Source organism: Wolbachia endosymbiont of Tribolium confusum (assembly GCF_020405475.1).
Classification (GTDB): Bacteria; Pseudomonadota; Alphaproteobacteria; order Rickettsiales; family Anaplasmataceae; genus Wolbachia.
The window spans coordinates 86,128-102,542 of the sequence record NZ_JAIZNT010000004.1; the positions used below are offsets into that span (position 1 = coordinate 86,128).

The 16,415-nt window shown below is 35.8% G+C and carries 15 protein-coding genes; 9 read left to right on the forward strand and 6 right to left on the reverse strand.

Features of this window, described 5'->3' with window-relative positions; translation table 11 throughout:
* From LEM02_RS03665 to LEM02_RS03690, 6 genes are all read right to left on the reverse strand, one after another.
* Window positions 1-234, reverse strand: coding sequence for a gpW family protein (locus tag LEM02_RS03665; RefSeq protein WP_226079804.1), 234 nt, complete (start codon window positions 232-234; stop codon window positions 1-3).
* Window positions 224-2,062: a phage terminase large subunit family protein gene (locus LEM02_RS03670; protein WP_226079806.1), complete on the reverse strand. Its 1,839-nt coding sequence runs from the start codon at window positions 2,060-2,062 to the stop codon at window positions 224-226. The genes LEM02_RS03665 and LEM02_RS03670 overlap by 11 nt, the downstream gene beginning before the upstream one ends.
* A complete protein-coding gene (locus LEM02_RS03675) occupies window positions 2,059-3,543 on the reverse strand; it encodes an ankyrin repeat domain-containing protein (RefSeq protein ID WP_226079808.1) in 1,485 nt (494 codons plus the stop codon). The genes LEM02_RS03670 and LEM02_RS03675 overlap by 4 nt, the downstream gene beginning before the upstream one ends.
* Window positions 3,544-3,562: 19 nt before the next feature.
* Window positions 3,563-4,042 (reverse strand): hypothetical protein, encoded by a 480-nt coding sequence (locus tag LEM02_RS03680; RefSeq protein ID WP_226079810.1) that lies wholly within the window; start codon window positions 4,040-4,042, stop codon window positions 3,563-3,565.
* 34 nt (window positions 4,043-4,076) lie between these two features.
* Entirely contained in the window at window positions 4,077-5,291 is a 1,215-nt protein-coding gene (locus tag LEM02_RS03685; RefSeq protein WP_226079812.1) for a DNA modification methylase, read from the reverse strand.
* 103 nt (window positions 5,292-5,394) lie between these two features.
* Window positions 5,395-5,847 carry a crossover junction endodeoxyribonuclease RuvC gene (locus LEM02_RS03690; RefSeq protein WP_226079873.1) on the reverse strand — a complete coding sequence of 151 codons (453 nt, stop codon included), beginning with the start codon at window positions 5,845-5,847 and terminating at the stop codon, window positions 5,395-5,397.
* Window positions 5,848-6,437: 590 nt separating this feature from the next.
* On the opposite strand from LEM02_RS03690, the gene LEM02_RS03695 reads away from it, so the two are divergent.
* The 9 genes from LEM02_RS03695 (at window position 6,438) to LEM02_RS03735 (ending at window position 16,410) form a co-directional block, all read left to right on the forward strand.
* Window positions 6,438-6,926, forward strand: coding sequence for a sigma-70 family RNA polymerase sigma factor (locus LEM02_RS03695; protein ID WP_226079814.1), 489 nt, complete (start codon window positions 6,438-6,440; stop codon window positions 6,924-6,926).
* Window positions 6,927-7,026: 100 nt separating this feature from the next.
* Entirely contained in the window at window positions 7,027-7,848 is an 822-nt protein-coding gene (locus LEM02_RS03700) for an ATP-binding protein (RefSeq protein ID WP_226079815.1), read from the forward strand.
* An 11-nt stretch (window positions 7,849-7,859) separates the two neighbouring features.
* The gene (locus LEM02_RS03705; protein WP_226079816.1) at window positions 7,860-8,648 is read left to right on the forward strand and encodes an AAA family ATPase; all 789 of its coding nucleotides are present in this window, start codon (window positions 7,860-7,862) and stop codon (window positions 8,646-8,648) included.
* A gap of 37 nt (window positions 8,649-8,685) precedes the next feature.
* Complete coding sequence (locus LEM02_RS03710) at window positions 8,686-9,186, forward strand: hypothetical protein (RefSeq protein ID WP_226079817.1); 501 nt, start codon at window positions 8,686-8,688, stop codon at window positions 9,184-9,186.
* Window positions 9,183-10,421 carry an AAA family ATPase gene (locus LEM02_RS03715; protein ID WP_226079818.1) on the forward strand — a complete coding sequence of 413 codons (1,239 nt, stop codon included), beginning with the start codon at window positions 9,183-9,185 and terminating at the stop codon, window positions 10,419-10,421. The genes LEM02_RS03710 and LEM02_RS03715 overlap by 4 nt, the downstream gene beginning before the upstream one ends.
* 17 nt (window positions 10,422-10,438) lie before the next feature.
* Window positions 10,439-12,487: an AAA family ATPase gene (locus LEM02_RS03720; RefSeq protein ID WP_226079819.1), complete on the forward strand. Its 2,049-nt coding sequence runs from the start codon at window positions 10,439-10,441 to the stop codon at window positions 12,485-12,487.
* A 90-nt stretch (window positions 12,488-12,577) separates the two neighbouring features.
* A complete protein-coding gene (locus LEM02_RS03725; protein WP_108784542.1) occupies window positions 12,578-13,261 on the forward strand; it encodes a hypothetical protein in 684 nt (227 codons plus the stop codon).
* Between the two features lie 15 nt (window positions 13,262-13,276).
* Complete coding sequence (locus LEM02_RS03730) at window positions 13,277-15,211, forward strand: DUF4815 domain-containing protein (protein ID WP_226079820.1); 1,935 nt, start codon at window positions 13,277-13,279, stop codon at window positions 15,209-15,211.
* 11 nt (window positions 15,212-15,222) lie between these two features.
* Window positions 15,223-16,410 (forward strand): hypothetical protein, encoded by a 1,188-nt coding sequence (locus LEM02_RS03735; RefSeq protein ID WP_226079823.1) that lies wholly within the window; start codon window positions 15,223-15,225, stop codon window positions 16,408-16,410.
* Window positions 16,411-16,415 lie beyond the last annotated feature (5 nt).

Sequence of the window (16,415 nt, forward strand, 5' to 3'; positions counted from 1 at the left end):
TTAATTAATTTTGTCAATTCCCTTACTCGTTGAAAAAACAATCTTTCTCTTCGGTTTCATTCCAACAATCTTTAGCTCAGCTTTAATACGTTGTCTTAAGTTTAGTAAATCATTTATCTGAACTTCAGCATATCTCACCACATGGTCACCATATGCAATTGAGACAACTCTTTCTCCGCTTTGCAGTTTTTGAATTGCTTTCTCAACTTGAGTTAAATATTCTTCACTGTACATTTTGATTACCAAGCCACTTACTCTGTCTTACTTTTTTAGGTTTTTTACTTTCTGGTTTTTCACTTAAACTATTCCATTTACTCTCTGGCCATCTATCTATTCCCAGTGCTATCGATGCTGCTCTCGCGTAAATTCGGCAATCTAGTACTTCATTTCTTTCTCTTACCTTTTGCCACTCTTGTTTGGTGTATCCTTTTACTACCTTGCTAACTAATTGCTCTGCCGTTAGCTGCTTAAAATACTCAGGTGCATACTCGGGAAAATGACAATATCCAGGTAGAGCTTTTCCTTCTTCTCCTTTTGAAATATTAAGTAATTGAAAAAGCTCTGACTTTAATATCGATACTCCTACTGGCCATAGCTTTATTCCTCTCTTTAGCTTTTGACCACCAACTGTTATATCTACTCTACTTGGGCTGCTCAGTGGCACTAGGGCTTTATTTACACCTTTGACTGCCATTACTCTTCCAGATCCTTGATGACCTCTTACCCAGTTGTATACTTCCTGTGTTGCATATCCAGCATCAACCGCCATCATGCTTATCATATATTCAAGCCCATTTTCACCGATAAAATGATGATTGAGGAGCTCCGAAAGCTTTCCCCATACTTCTCCTCTTCCAGTATCACCTTCAAATACTCGGTAATCTATTGACCAATTTTCTCTGCCTTTTCCCCATGCTACAACTTCTACTTCTAAGCGGTCTTTTTGTACATCTACTCCTGCTGTCAAAACTACTTCGCCCCTTGGTACTGTACCAATCTGAAAAAATTCTCTCCTGTTAAATAATTGCTTCCAGTCTGGTACTTCTCCTTTATCTACCCAGGTTTCTCCAAGCGTAGTATTTATCCAAACCTTCAGTAATTGTTCACTTTCTTTTGCATGGAGAAAATCTTCTACTGCTTGTTGCCAACTATACCAGCCAACTGGACTATAAAGACTTGAAAGATGAAATCCTTTTTTCTCACCTTTCATTGGATTAGTAGCTCTCCATTCTCCACGTTCAAGCATCTCTGTCTTTTGATGATTTTCTATCTTTTCACCACATTCTATACATATATAGTGTGCTGTACTTGGATTTTTATCTTCCCATTTTATTTGTGACCATTTTAATATTTGGTAATAATTACAATGCGGACATGGTACAAAAAAATATCTCTTATCTGTTGCTTCAAATTCCTTCTCAATTCTGCTTATTCCATGAATCGTTGGTGTTGACACTAAAAAAATCTTTCGCCTTGCAAATGTATTAGTTCGGGCAATACTAAGCAGTACTGGATCTCCTTCTCCTCCTGAGTCTCCTGGATATGCATCTATTTCATCAAGAAAGAGGTATTTTACTGGCATAGAGCGAAGTCCTACACTGCTATTTGCACCTGTTATTACTACAATTCCACCTGGAAATTCCTTACTTTGTACAGTGTTGCCTGAGTCTCTTGACCTTGGGTCTTTTACTTTACTCTTTAAACATGGCGTACTCTCTATTAACGGCGCAAATCTTCCTTTTGACCAACGCTTTCCCATTTCAACTGTTGGCTGTACTACCAGCATTGGACCAGGAGTCTGATCTATGATGTAGCCAATCCAATTGTTACCAGCTTCTGTTCCTCCAATCTGGGCTCCTTTCATGAATACTACTTTTTCTGCTGGTGAGGACGGAGAAAGTGAATCCATGATTTCTTTTAAATAAGGAGTTCTTTCTGTTCTCCATTTACCTGGCTCTGATGCTGCAGTTGGCGCTAAAACTCGATACTCATTTGCCCACTCTGATACTTTAAGCTCTGGATCTGGTTTTAAACCTTCAGAAAAAGATGTGGCGTATATCATTGTCTGCATCTACTCATAATTGGTTCTATTTCAACATCATTAACAGTAGAACTACACTCTTCCAGTTCCATAAACATCTTTTTCTGAAACTCTTTTTCTATATATCTTTTGCTCATCTCACTTATCATTATTGCTATAACAAGCGCAAATACCCCTGTTATTGTTGCAAAAATGATTGCACTGCTTATTGCTGTTACCGTTAAACCTATATATGCTGCCATTGCTACTGCGCTAACTGTAATACAGATGCAGATAATATTATTATGTTTTTTCATCCTTTTATCTGCTATTTCTCTCTGTGCTATATATTTATTATGAAGGGTTGGAAAATTAATAACGGTATCTCTGCAGATCAATGCACCATTTTTTTCAGTAAATAAAACTTTAAGTAACTCTAAATTGTTTGATTTAATTGCTAAATGTAAAACAGGTGTATAATTTGCTCCTTTTTTCAGCAATAACTTTACTACATGTAAATGCCCTTTTTCCGCAGCAAGGTAAACTGGTGATAGACCTTTATTATTTACAATATTAATATCGATTTCTTCCTTTAAAATAGATTCTACAATCTCAATTTCTCCTCTTTGTGCAGCTAAATGGAGTAGACTATTCTTTTCAGAACCGTATTTATTACTCATCAAAGCCTTCTTTATCTCAGGTTTAGCGTAATCAAATGGTGTCTTGCCGCTATCGTCTTTTACCAATGGATCTATATCTTCTCGCGTTAGTAAAACTTCTATTGTTTTAAGTCTTTCAGCGTAATGTAGTGGTGTTTTATTTTCGTAGTCTTGCAAATTGACTTGAGCATTAGGCTCCTTTATTAAGCATTTGAGGATATCAAGACATAAGTCTCTTTCATCGTAATTAGTATTACTTACAGCTATATGAACAGGCGACAATTTCATTGAGTTTTGTCCCATGCGTGCGCTATTTACATCTGCTCCTAGCTTCAGCAGTAACTTTACTATCTCCAACTTTTTATTATTAACTGCATAGTGCATTGGTGTCTGATTTCGTGCATCAAAGACATCTATTTCAGCTTTTCCTTCTTTTACTAAAATTTTGACAACATTTCCATGTCCTATCCCTGCTGCTAGATGTAATGGCGTATGATGCAAAGCATTTCGTACATTAACGTCAATACCTTTTCCTATCAAATATCTCACTGCATTAATTTCACCTATCATTGCAGCTAAATGAAGTAAACTATCTTGCTCTGATCCATATTTATTGTTGATTAGCGCTTGTAATATTTCTGCTTTTTTCTCTTCTTTGGCGTAATCAAGAGATGTTTTACCATCATTATCTTCTACAAAAGGATTGATATTCTTTTTTGTGAGTAGCAGATCTACCATGCTTAATTCGTCAAACTCTATAGCGCAATGTAGTGGTGTCTTTCCATTTAATCCTCTGACATTAACATCTAATCCAGGTTGATTGATGAGGCACTTTATTAACTCCAAACTTAGGTTATCAGCCATTTTATATTCAAAATCTTTTTTATATTTGAAATTTAGTATTAGATAATTCTTGTAATGAGTTTGTAATCTCTTCGGTTAGCGCCATATGAATCTTTTCAGTGTCACTCAGTGATGCAAGCAGTGCTGAAACTCTATTTGGAATATTAAGCAAATTATTACGGACAACTCTTGCTACATTAAACGCATCGCGCTTTACTTCCTCTATTGCTACAAGTTCACCAATCTCAGCTTTTGCTTTTGCCTCAAGCAGTTTACCTCGTTCCATCTCATTTTTTATTCGCGTTTTTAGCAACATTGTAGAAAGATTACTTGTATTTTCTGGATTTTTCCTCCTCAGTGGCTGACTTGGATCTCTTATTGCTGCCACCGCTTCATTTGCCTGTTCTCTATTGATCAAACCATCCTCCAACTCAACTATTCCTTTCTTTACTAAATAACAGACATATTGCTTTGATACTCCTATCTCTCTTGCCCATTCTGTTTGTGTTATCTTTTCCACTTTTTTTTCTCTTCTCTCTTTTGTGTCTCTTTATCTACGAATTTTCTTCTTGAGTCTCTGAAAAGGTTTTACCAGTACCAGAAAGAATTGCCTCCCTACCTGTGTATATTTGCCAACGTTTTATGGTGACATCTACAAATTTTGAATCTAGTTCTATTGTTCTGCAAATTCTTCCTGTTCTCTCACATGCAATCATCGTGCTGCCAGAACCGCTAAATGGATCAAGTACTATGTCTCCTGATCTGCTGCTGTTTACTATTGCTCTCTCCATTAGCTCTACTGGCTTCATTGTTGGGTGCAGTGAGTTATGTATTGGCTTATCATAAAACCACAGATCACTTTGATTTCTACCTCCATGCCACTCACGTTTATTGCCGCTTTTCCATCCATAGAGCATTGCTTCGTATTGTCTTTGATAATCTGATCTTCCTAGCGTAAAGTGATTCTTTGCCCAAATGATAAATGTTGACCATTTTCCTCCTGCCTCCTCAAATGCTTTTTGCAACGTTGAAAACTCTGATGATGATATGCAGATGTAAATTGCACCTTTCGTATATGCTAAAATGTGGGAACAGATGTCGTAGAGAAAAAGCTCATACTTTTCACCTTGATTATCATTTAATATTTTTTTATCTTCTCTTTCCTGACTGCTACCGTAATCAACGTTATATGGAGGATCACATACGGTAATATCTGCCATTTTATCGTCTAATACCGCTTTATATGATTCAACTACAGAGCTATCACCACAATAGATTCTATGATCACCTAAAATCCAAAGATCACCTGGTTTTGTTACCTTTTTGTCATCAATAGCTAAGTCAGAAAGGTCTTCTTTTTCACCATCAAAATCATCGAGAAACCGTTGAACTTTTTCCAATTCAAATCCTGTCATTTTAAGGTCAAACTGCAAATCTTCTAGCTCTTGAATTTCTACCTTTAAAAGATCATCATCCCACTTTGCCCAATTAGCTGATTGATTGGCAAGTAACCGAAAAGCTTTAGTTTGTGGTTCATTTAAATTATCACTTAAAACCACAGGAATACTTTCTATACCAAGTTTTCTTGCTGCTTTAAGTCTTAAATGACCATCAACCACAGTACCATCGCTTTTTGCAACTATTGGAATACGAAAGCCGAATTCTCGAATAGAAGCACACATTCTGTTGACTACATCGTCATTTTTACGTGGATTACGCTCATATTCGACCAGATTTCGAGTAGGATAGTAGTGGATTGCTAAATTCATATCTTAATAATTAAAAAGTTAATATTCAAAATATATCTGACGCTAGAGAAGGCCTGGGGTTGAACCCACCAAACCCGCCATTATGGCCGAAAGGACCCACTTTTTATGGGTTTTTTGTCTTATTAATATCTTTACTAATATAGAACATTAATGCCAAAGCATCGGCCTCATTATCATCTCTAGGTGAAAAACTTTTTTCACGTATCGCTTCAATAACTTCACTCTTACTTGCATTGCCTTTGCCTGTTATAAAGCGTTTTATAGTTTTAACATTAACACCTTGGTAGGGAATATTGTTCTCTTCACACCAAGCAGACAGAACTGCGAGAAAACCGCCATAGCAATGCGCTGCATCAGTTCCTAGATGTCTTCTTACTTCCTCAAAATACACTGCAGTGAACTCATGTTTCAAAGAATTAAGCCAATTGTGAAAACTTAAAAAACACATTCCACCTCCACTGAAACGGCTACCATGAAAGCTTTTGCTTCCACTTTCAATTACTCCATCTGTTAGAATTGCCCAGCCCGTTTGTTTGCCAAGATCTAATGTTAAAATCGACGTACAAAAACTCCTTTGTGTAATTAAAGTTCAATGCCCTGTATAATATATATGTACAATGACTCGCAAATTCGTCCGCAATTTTGAAAAAAAACTAAAAAAAATTTTCATATTCCTTTTCCTACCATTTAAGTTTTTACTTATCTCAATAGCTATTTTACATAACTTATATTACACCAATATTTATATTATTATATTATCATATATTATATTTTACCTTTATTTAAATATATATATAATATATATAAGACTTCAGTAATCCGTAAGTCCTCTTCACTGGCCGATTTTAGCCACTTAACTTTAGAAACGGCTTTTAGGAATAGAACATAAAAAAGACAATATTATCAATAATTTAACGATTACTGCTTTCTGAAATACTAATTAGTAATTCAGAAATTAGGTACGAAATTGGTAGTTTTTTACCTATGAAAAAGTAGCTTCAGCAGTGTATCAAAACGTTTAAATCTTATTTTAACTTTTAAAGATTTTATTCTTTTAGATAAAAAAATTATTACTACTTTTTTATAATAAATTAGTCATACAAGATCTTGGTAAAAATCTCTATTCATGAAACTTTTGGAGTTTTTATGAAGAATTCTTATCAAGGAATCGATTCTACAATTGTTAAACATGTGAGATTTCAAGCTTCGCGCCTTAAATCCAAAAGCTGTTTTATTAACGAAAGTCTCGAAGATATAGAACAAGAGCTTTTTTGTCAGGTTTGGCAATATCTTAACCAGCACGATGAGAAAAGAAGTAGTTTTAGTACTTTCGTTGCTAGATTAGCTAATTATTGTGCTCGCAATATGTTACGCAATCAGTTGTGTCTAAAACGTAATATAACTTTTGATGATATAAACGACGATATTCCAGATCATAGGAACTCGGAAATCGAAGCGATAATTCGCACTGATATAAATAATATAATTTCAACTTTGTCTGAAAAAGATAGTAATTTATGTCAATTACTTAAGGTATTTACTATTACTGAAGTTTCTGTAATAACCAAAATACCAAAGACAACTATCTATCGCACACTAGAACGAATACGCAATAAATTCTCAGTTTTAGAGTAAGTTATAAGCTCTCGATTATATTTGCTCAAAATTTTTTTTTGCAAATTGCGGACGAATTGCCTAGGTCATCGTACATATATATTTAGGTACTGGGAGAAAAATGAAAATAATGAACAGCAATGAACGGCTAAAAGTTCAAACAGGTATAAAAATGGTCATCTTTGGTCCTTATGGTATAGGTAAAACTAGTCTCTTAAAGACCATAAATGAACCAACACTTTGTCTTGATTTTGAGGCAGGTTTACTTGCTGTTCAAGATTGGCAAGGGGATTCTGTAAGTATTCGTACTTGGAATGAGGCAAGAGATATTGCATGTCTCATAGGTGGTCCTAATCCTGCGTTAAAATCTGACTCAGCATATAGCCAAAGACACTATGAGCATGTATCCAGTAAATACAAAGAGCTTGCTTCGGAGTTTCTCAAGTATCGATGTGTTTTTATCGATAGTATTACAGTAGCCTCGCGTTTATGTCTTTTATGGGCAAAAATGCAACCTGAAGCTTTTTCTGAAAGATCAGGAAAACAAGATATGAGAGCTGCTTACGGGTTACTTGCTCAAGAAATGATGGCTTGGCTCAATCAGTTTCAACATATTCCAAATAAAGACATCATTACAGTTGGAACTCTTGGACAATACCTCGATGATTTCAATCGCTCAACTTGGCTACCTCAATGTGAAGGAGCTAAAACTGCAAGTGAAATTCCAGGTATTGTTGATGAGGTAATCAGTATGGTTGGAATCAAGAAAGATGATGGTACAGAGGTTCGTTCATTTGTCTGTCAGACGATTAATTCTTGGGGATATCCTGCTAAAGATCGAAGTGGTTGCCTTAATATGGTTGAAGAACCGCATCTAGGAAAACTTCTTACAAAAATTAAAACTAAAGCTTTTGCAATTCAACCTGTCACGCCCAACATATAGGAGGTTATTATATGCTACAAAACTTTTTAACTATTGGTCAAAAAATTCCTTTTTTCAGTGTGAAAGAATACTTGGACGATCGATCGCCAATACCAGAGGATATAATCTCACCAAGAATTCTAACTAAAAGAGGTTTGTTAGTATTTGGTGGCCCTCCTAAGATTGGCAAAAGCGACTTTTTGATCTCTTGGCTTGTTTACATGGCTGCTGGTAGATCATTTCTCGGTATGACACCAAATAGACCTTTGAAAATCTTCTACATGCAAACTGAAATTGAATATGAATATATGAAAGAACGTTTGCAACAACTTGATAATGAACTTTTGAATGTAGCTGCTAACAACTTAATCATTACGCCAAAAGTGCACTTATCATTTAATCATGATGAAATAAGTGAAATTAAGGAGATTGTAAATGAACGCTTTAAACCTGATGTTTTGGCCATAGATCCATTACGTAACATCTTTAGCAGTGAATATGGAAATGAAAATGACAATAGTGCTATGCTGTTTTTTCTGCAAAAGACTCTTGAAAAGCTACGCAGTGCTGTCAATCCAGATGCTTGTATTGTACTTACTCATCATACAAAAAAATTATCAAAAAAGATGCTCGAAGAAGATCCATTCCAAGGCCTAAGTGGTGCTGGATCTTTACGTGGATTTTACAGTACTGGTATGGTGATGTTTGCTCATGATGAAGAAAGTAGTGTACGCCAGATAGTATTTGAGCTTCGTAATGGTGAACGCGTGCAAAATAAACTTGTCGATAAGATAAATGGTCATTGGCAGCTAATGGAATAGCTAATTTTCACTTTAAAGTCAACTTATAGGAGAGCGTATGCTACAAGATTTTTTAACTGATTTTAATAACGCGAAACTGCAAAGCAGTTTAATACCAAAAGGTACAATAGTCAAGGTAAAAATGGCAATAAAGCCTGGAGGTTATGAAAATTGGTTCACTAAAAACTACACTACTGGCAGTATCTATTTAAATGTAGAATTTACCGTCACTGAAGGCCCATATGCAAAACGCAAGATTTTTCAGATTATAGGTATCAAAAATGGCAAAGCAGAAGGTGAAGAAGACATCTGGGGAGAATCTGGACGTTCTATGCTGCGTAGTATTTTGGAATCATCCAGAAATATTCATGCAAATGACACTTCAGAGAAAGCAGTTACCGCTAGAAGAATAAACTCTATAGCTGATTTCAACGATTTAGAGTTTACAGTAAAAGTAGGCGTTGAAACTAATAATACATACGGAAATAGAAATAGGATTACTACAGTTATTACTCCAGAATTACAAAAAAGTTTTCAAGATGATTGGTTGCCATTTTGAAGTATGACGAAGGAAAGTTGTGGGCTGCTGTTATTACTAGAGCTATTCAGGATGCAGCAGGAAAAAACCCTAAACTTAAAAAAGAGGCTTGTCAATGGATTCGCTCACGATCTTTTGAAACTGTTTGTGAGCTGGCTAATCTTGACTTTAAACGTCTAAAAAATATGTTGAACAAATTTGGAATAAACAAGGAGAATTTTATGGATTTTTCATCTAAAAATGCTTTGAAAATAAAATCATTATTAATTAATAACATCAAAGATTGTTTATCTTATTTGTTACCTGAAGGCAAATCTTACCAAGATAAATTCTATATTGGCAGTAGAAATGGAAATAAGATAATAGTTGAAATGGAAGGAGAAAATGCAGGAAATTGGTACAACCTGATCGAAGAAAAGAAAGGAAATATAATAGACCTTTGGACTTTAGTTAAAGGTAATATAGATTCTGCTGAAACATGGTTGAACAGTAAAGATGAAAGAAGTTCCATATTACAAGAAAAACAAAACGAAGAAAAAGCATTTTCTGTAAACCATTACTTAAACGATAAATCACCAATGCCAAAAGATATAATAGGCCCAAGAATTTTGACACCAGGTGGTCTTTTGGTCATAGGTGGTACTCCAAAGATTGGCAAAAGTCATTTTCTTCTTTCTCTATTAGTACATCTGGCAGCAGGAAGATCATTTCTTGGCATGAAGCCTACAAGACCACTAAAAATATTCTATCTACAAAACGAAATGGAATATGATTACATTAGAGAACGTATACAACAACTCAACAAACTTCCTCATTTAGCAACAGAAAACTTAGTTGTGACGAACAAGATGAATTTGACCTTAAATGAAGAAGGTATAGAAAAAATAAAAAATATGGTAGAGGAAAAGTTTGATTTAGTTGTGATTGATTCTCCTTATAATTCCGTTAACTATGGTCTGCAGCATGCAATAGAAAAACTACGTTCCAAGATTAATCCTATGGCTGGAATAATCATCACAAATCACACCAAAAAAGTATCTACCTCTACATTGGAAAAGAATCCATTTCAAGCTCTCGTTGGTGCTAACGCTTTAAGAAGTTTTTATACATCTGGAATAGTAATATTTCAACCCAATAAACGTACAAATATCTTACAAGTAGTATATGAACTTAGAAACGGTAGATCTATACCAACAAAATTCATCAATAAGATTAATGGATGTTGGAAAACTGCTAACGTTATAGCTAGAACATAAAAATTCTTCAGGTAGGTATGGATATTTATTGTTCACAAAGAAATGGACATTATAAATTATTAGGGAAGAAAGAACAGTTAAGAACTCAACTCCTATCAAATATAAGGTCATGTCTTTCTTATTTACTGCCAAGAGGAACTTTTCGTGGTGATAAGTTCTATGTAGGTGATCTACAAGGCAATAAAGGACAAAGTATGATAGTGGAGTTAACTGGCAGTAAAGCCGGATTATGGCATGATTTTTCTACCGAAGAAGGAGGAGATATTTTTGATCTTTGGGCTGCTGTTACTGGAAAAAATCAATTTACTGATACGATAGAAGATATTGCTAAGTGGATTGGTTATTCGGAAAAAAATAACACTCTGGGGCAACCAACGGCATCATGGAACTATTACGATGAAAGTGATCAAGTGATTGTTACAGTTTATCGTTATAACACTGATTCAGGAAAAAGATATCTTCCTTTTGATGTAAAAAGGTCTAGTTTTACTCTACCAGAGACCAGGCCTTTATATAATATTCCAGGTATCATGAAATCTGATAAGGTGATTTTAGTTGAAGGTGAAAAGTGTGCAGATGCTCTGATAGAGCAAGGTATGACTGCCACAACTGCAATGTTAGGAGCAAATGCACCAATAGAAAAAACAGACTGGTCACCACTTAAGGGTAAACATGTTATTATTTGGCCAGACAATGATGAGCCAGGTAAACAATATGCTGAGAAAGTTGTGAAAAAGCTTACTTTTCTTGGTGTTTTATCACTTACTCTTCTTGAAATACCGGAGAATAAACCAAAAGGATGGGATTCAGCTGATGGTATAGAAGAAAAGATGAATATTCCTGAATTCATTGAAAATAACTCGAAAAAAATCATCGTTAAGCAATTTCTTAATATTCAAGAATGGAGTGTGGAACGTTTTATAGGTCCAGTACCAGAGCAAAAGTTTCTTGTTGAAGGGTTATTTCCTTTAGGAGTGACATCTATTCTAGCTGCAATGGGAGATACTGGTAAAGGTATGCTTCTGCTTGATTTAGCACTGAAAGTTGCGAGTAGAAAAGATCAGCCATGTGGTTTTGGTCCTTTAGTTACTGAACATGGATCTGTGGTAATTTTCTCAGCAGAAGATGATATGAGTGAAATACATCGTCGTTTAGAGCGTCTTGATTCGCAATGCGAAAGATTAAAATATAAAGATAGGCTCTTTATTGTACCATTACCAAATGTTAGTGGATCACTTACAATCATAAAGAGTGTTTCAGGTAAAGTTATAGAGACTTCTCCTGAATTTGAATCGATAACAAAACAACTTAATAAAATAAAAGACTTAAAATTAATCGTATTTGATCCACTTGCATCATTCGTGCATGCTGATTTAAATACTGACCCAGCCGTAGGCGATTATTTGATGTCTTTATTATCTGATTTAGCAGGTAGCACTGGAGCATCAATAATTACTGCCCATCATATGAGAAAGCCAAAAAGTGAAAAACCTATATCGACTGTTGAGCAAGCACGTGATGCTATTAGAGGTACATCTGCTCTTGTTAATGGTGTTAGGTGTTCATACGCTTTTTGGTCTGTGGAAGATACAGCTAAACTGACAATTTTTAAATCAATAGGAGAATCTGTAAGACAGAACGCATTATTTTATGGAGCAATTGTTAAAGCAAACGGTTTGGCTGATCGCACTTTACGCACTTATTTAAGAAATGAAGAAACAGGATTGTTAGAGGACATAACTGAAAGATTAAGAATAAAAAATATGAACGAAAAAGATTCAAAGCAGCATCTTATAACTGCAATTACACGAGCAGCAATTTCTGGACATCCATTTACCCATACAGGAAGTACAGGAGTGTATAAACAGCGGCATAGACTACCTGAGGAGTTTCACAGTATAGGAAGAGATAGAATGGAGCGTATAGTTCAAGAGCTGTTACAAGCACGGAAGCTGGTTAAGGGAATGGCTACTGGTTCAAAAGAAGATAAATGGCTTGACATTCCTAGCGGACCATTTGCTCGTGGTGTTGGAAAGTTTAGCTGTGGAGCTGAGCTATTCTCCTAAAAAATTTTTCTGATATAAAAAAATATTTTGATTTTTGCGGACGAATTTTGAAGTCATCGTACATATATAATATAGGAGACTTAATTAAAAATGTCAATTCTCACACAGTCAGGAAGAGCAGCAATAGCAGCAAGTATAAAAGAGCAGTCTCTACATCTTGCCTGGGGCAGTGGTGACTCAAATTGGGAAAGTAGCCATCAGGTCGAAAAAGTTTTTGTTGAGGGTGAAATAGCTCTAGATCACCACACTATTAAAGATGTAAGGGTTTTTACAGGACAAATAATTTATCAGCCAAGTATAGACTATACAGTTGATAGCAGTACTGGTGTAATAAAACTTACGGAAAATAGCTCTATCACGGCAAATAGTGCAGTTACTGTAGAATATACTCAAAGCACACCACCTGAACCTATAAATTCTATAAAGCTCTTGAATGAACTTGGCAGACGTACTGCAGATGAGGTTCTCTTTTGCACAGGTGATGAGAATGGAGAGCTTTTGACTCCAACAGGGAGGTTTAGGTCCTCAAATGTACCAACCAATAATTTGTACCTTAAATTTACTTTCGATTTCACGGATGCAGCAAATCAAGTGATAAGGGAACTAGGAGTTATGGTTGGTACAAGGGTAAAAGAAAAATTGCCTCCTGGACAAAGGTATTTTGAACCACAAGATATAGAAGACCCAGGGATCTTATTAGTTTTAGAACATACAGTACCGCTCATTAGGACTTCAGCAACCAGGGAAACTTTTTCGTTTGTAGTGACATTTTAGAAAAAGAGAAAAAAGATGACCTTAAATAGCTATTATAACCGCTTTAATCCTGACAAAGAATACGAAAAAAGCTTGTTTCTAGCAGGAAGAGGTCTACAGTCAGCAGAATTAAACGAGACGCAAGAATATGCTCTCTCTAAGCTTAAAGGCATAGGCGATGCAATATTTCGTGATGGCGATGTTATAACAGGAAGCAATTGTATTATAGATAGAGAAACTGGTAAAGTTACACTTGAGTCAGGAAAAATCTATCTTCGTGGAGCGGTGAGAAAAGTAGAGGCAAAAGAGTTTGTTATTCCACTGAGTACCACAGTTCGCATAGGTGTTTATTATGTAGAATCTACGATTACAGAACTTGAGGATGAAAACCTTCGTGATCCTGCTATTGGTACAAGAAACTATCAGGAAGTAGGAGCTGCAAGGCTTAGAGCTACTATCACTTGGGGTTATCAAGCAGAAGGTCTTTCTCCACGTTTTTCTGGAGGAGAGTTTTATCCAATCTATAACATTGAAAATGGAGTATTAATAGAACATTCACCACCTCCACAAGCAAACATAGTAACCACAGCTCTTGCTCGTTATGACAAAGAAGCAAATGGTTCCTACGTCGTAAATGGTCTTGAAGTAATGTTCCTGCAAAAGGAAGAGGGAGAAGGAGGAAAAAAAATATTTGTGATTAATGAGGGCAAAGCTCATGTTGATGGCTATGAGATTGAGCTACCTCACAGTATTCGTGTTTCTTTTGATGAAGATCCGGATATAAAATCAGTTGAATCAGAGCCACATACTTTTCAGCCAAATAGCCAAAGAGTAATGGAACTTAAAGTTAATGATTTTCCAATCAGTGAAATTAAAAAAGTAGATATCACTATTCAAAAAACTATTACCATTACTCACGGTTCATACTCAGGAGCTGTTGATCCAATACCTGACTCTGCGGTACTTGAGATTATTCAAATTAAACAAGGCAATGTTATTTATGAAAATAGTATAGACTATAAGTTAAATGCAGGAAACGTTGATTGGTCATTACCAGGTAAAGAGCCAGCTCCTGGAAGTAGTTATCAAATAACTTACCGCTGTCGTACTCATGTAAGCCCTGAAGATATAAGTGAACAGGGATGCAAAGTAAAAGGAGCAGTTGATAACAGCTTGGTTCTGATTGATTACACCTGGAAAATGCCCCGCTATGATTTAATTACTATCGATAGCAAAGGAGCAGTAAGGAGAATAAAAGGTATAGCTCACCCTTGGCGACCATCGATGCCTAAAGCGCCCTCTGGACAACTTTTGCTCTGCTACATTCATCAGACGTGGAAAAACGGAGAAAAAGAAGGGGTAAAAATAGTGAATAATGCTATTCATGCTGTACCGATGAATGAGCTTGAAGCAATGAAAAAAGGAATAAATGATCTTTATGCGCTGGTTGCAGAGGAACGTCTACGCAGTGATGCAAATTCAAGAGAACCTACCACCAAAAAAGGAGTATTTGTTGATTCATTCTTTGATGATGATATGCGCGATCAAGGAATTTCGCAGTCTGCAGCGATAGTAAATAGAGAGCTAGTTCTGCCAATAGATGTAGAAGTTGCAGATATTGAAAAAGGTGGGGAAAGATATCTTTTGCCTTATAAACTTGAACCGGTACTGGAGCAGCTTTTACAGACTAAAGGAGAAAAGATCAATCCATATCAAGCTTTTGATCCAGTCCCGGCGCAAATTACTCTAAATAAAAACATTGACCACTGGACAGAGGTTACCACGAATTGGAAAAGTCCAGTAACTAGAGTGTTTAATACTAGAGAAACAACAGAGCTATTGTCAAGTAATTCTTATGAAACTGAATTTATGCGAGAAGCAGTACAGAATTTTGAGATCGAAGGTTTTGAGCCAAATGAAAAGCTTAAAGAGATAAAATTCGATGGCATCGTCATTCAACCCGTGGCATAGGGGGAAAAAAAGTGGAAAAAAGAGCTAACAACCAGGGAAAATTAAAGGGAAAGGTGAAAGTACCAGCAAATATTCCAGCAGGTACTAAATTAGTACAGTTCTTCGGTGATAAAGGCAGTTATGGAGAAGCAACTTATACTGGTAAAAAAACAATTACCATAGAGGAAAGAAGAAGAGTGATCGCAGCAAGAAGAGTTGATCCTTTAGCGCAAACATTTACGCTAAATGAAAGTAGGCACATAGGAGGCGTGGAACTATGGTTTGTAAATAAAGGCAAAAAACGTGTTGTTGTGCAGATTAGAGAAACAGCAGTGGGAATGCCATCGCAGACTGTTATTGCTGAAAGCTATATTGAGCCGAAAGATATAAAAGTAGATGGCACAGCAACACGTATAGAATGGTCGCCAGTGTTTTGCCATGCAGGAGAGGAGTATGCAATAGTACTGCTTACTGATGATCCTGGTACTGCAGTCAAAATAGCAGAACTTGGCAAATATGATGCAGTAAATAGCCGCTGGGTAACAAGCCAGCCATATCAAGTAGGAGTATTACTGTCATCAAGCAATGCAAGCACCTGGACTCCACATCAAAATTTAGATTTAACGTTTCGACTACTAGCTGCAAAATTTAGCGAAAATTCTCACGTTATTGATCTGGGAAAAGTTACAGCAACCAATACTTCAGATTTAATTGTTTTGACGAACGTCGAAAAAGTAGCATTTGATACCAATGTAGAATTTATCTTAACAGATGAAGAGGGAAAAGAAAATTTTCTATCTGATAACTTGCCGCTCGCGCTGCGTGAAAGACTATCTGGAGAGTTAACAGTAAAGGCAAATTTAAAAGGGTCAAAAGAAAAAAGTCCAGTGCTATATCCTGGGTTACAGCTAGTTATGGGTAATATAGGGGAAAAAGGAGATTATGTTACAAGAAGTATTACAGCAGGAGCTAACACCAAGATCACCATAACATATGATGCGCTAATACCTGGCACTGCAGATGTAAAAGCATATGTACAAAAAAACGTGGATTGGCAATTAGTAAATTTAACATCAGGAAAACCAATTGGAGAAAATTGGGTAGAGAGAACTCATGTGCTGACAAATTTTAATGCTAATGAGACAAGGATAAAATTAGTTTTAAGTGGAACGGTTATTTATCGTCCTAAAGTCAAAAATCTCAGAGTAATAGTAACATAAAATTT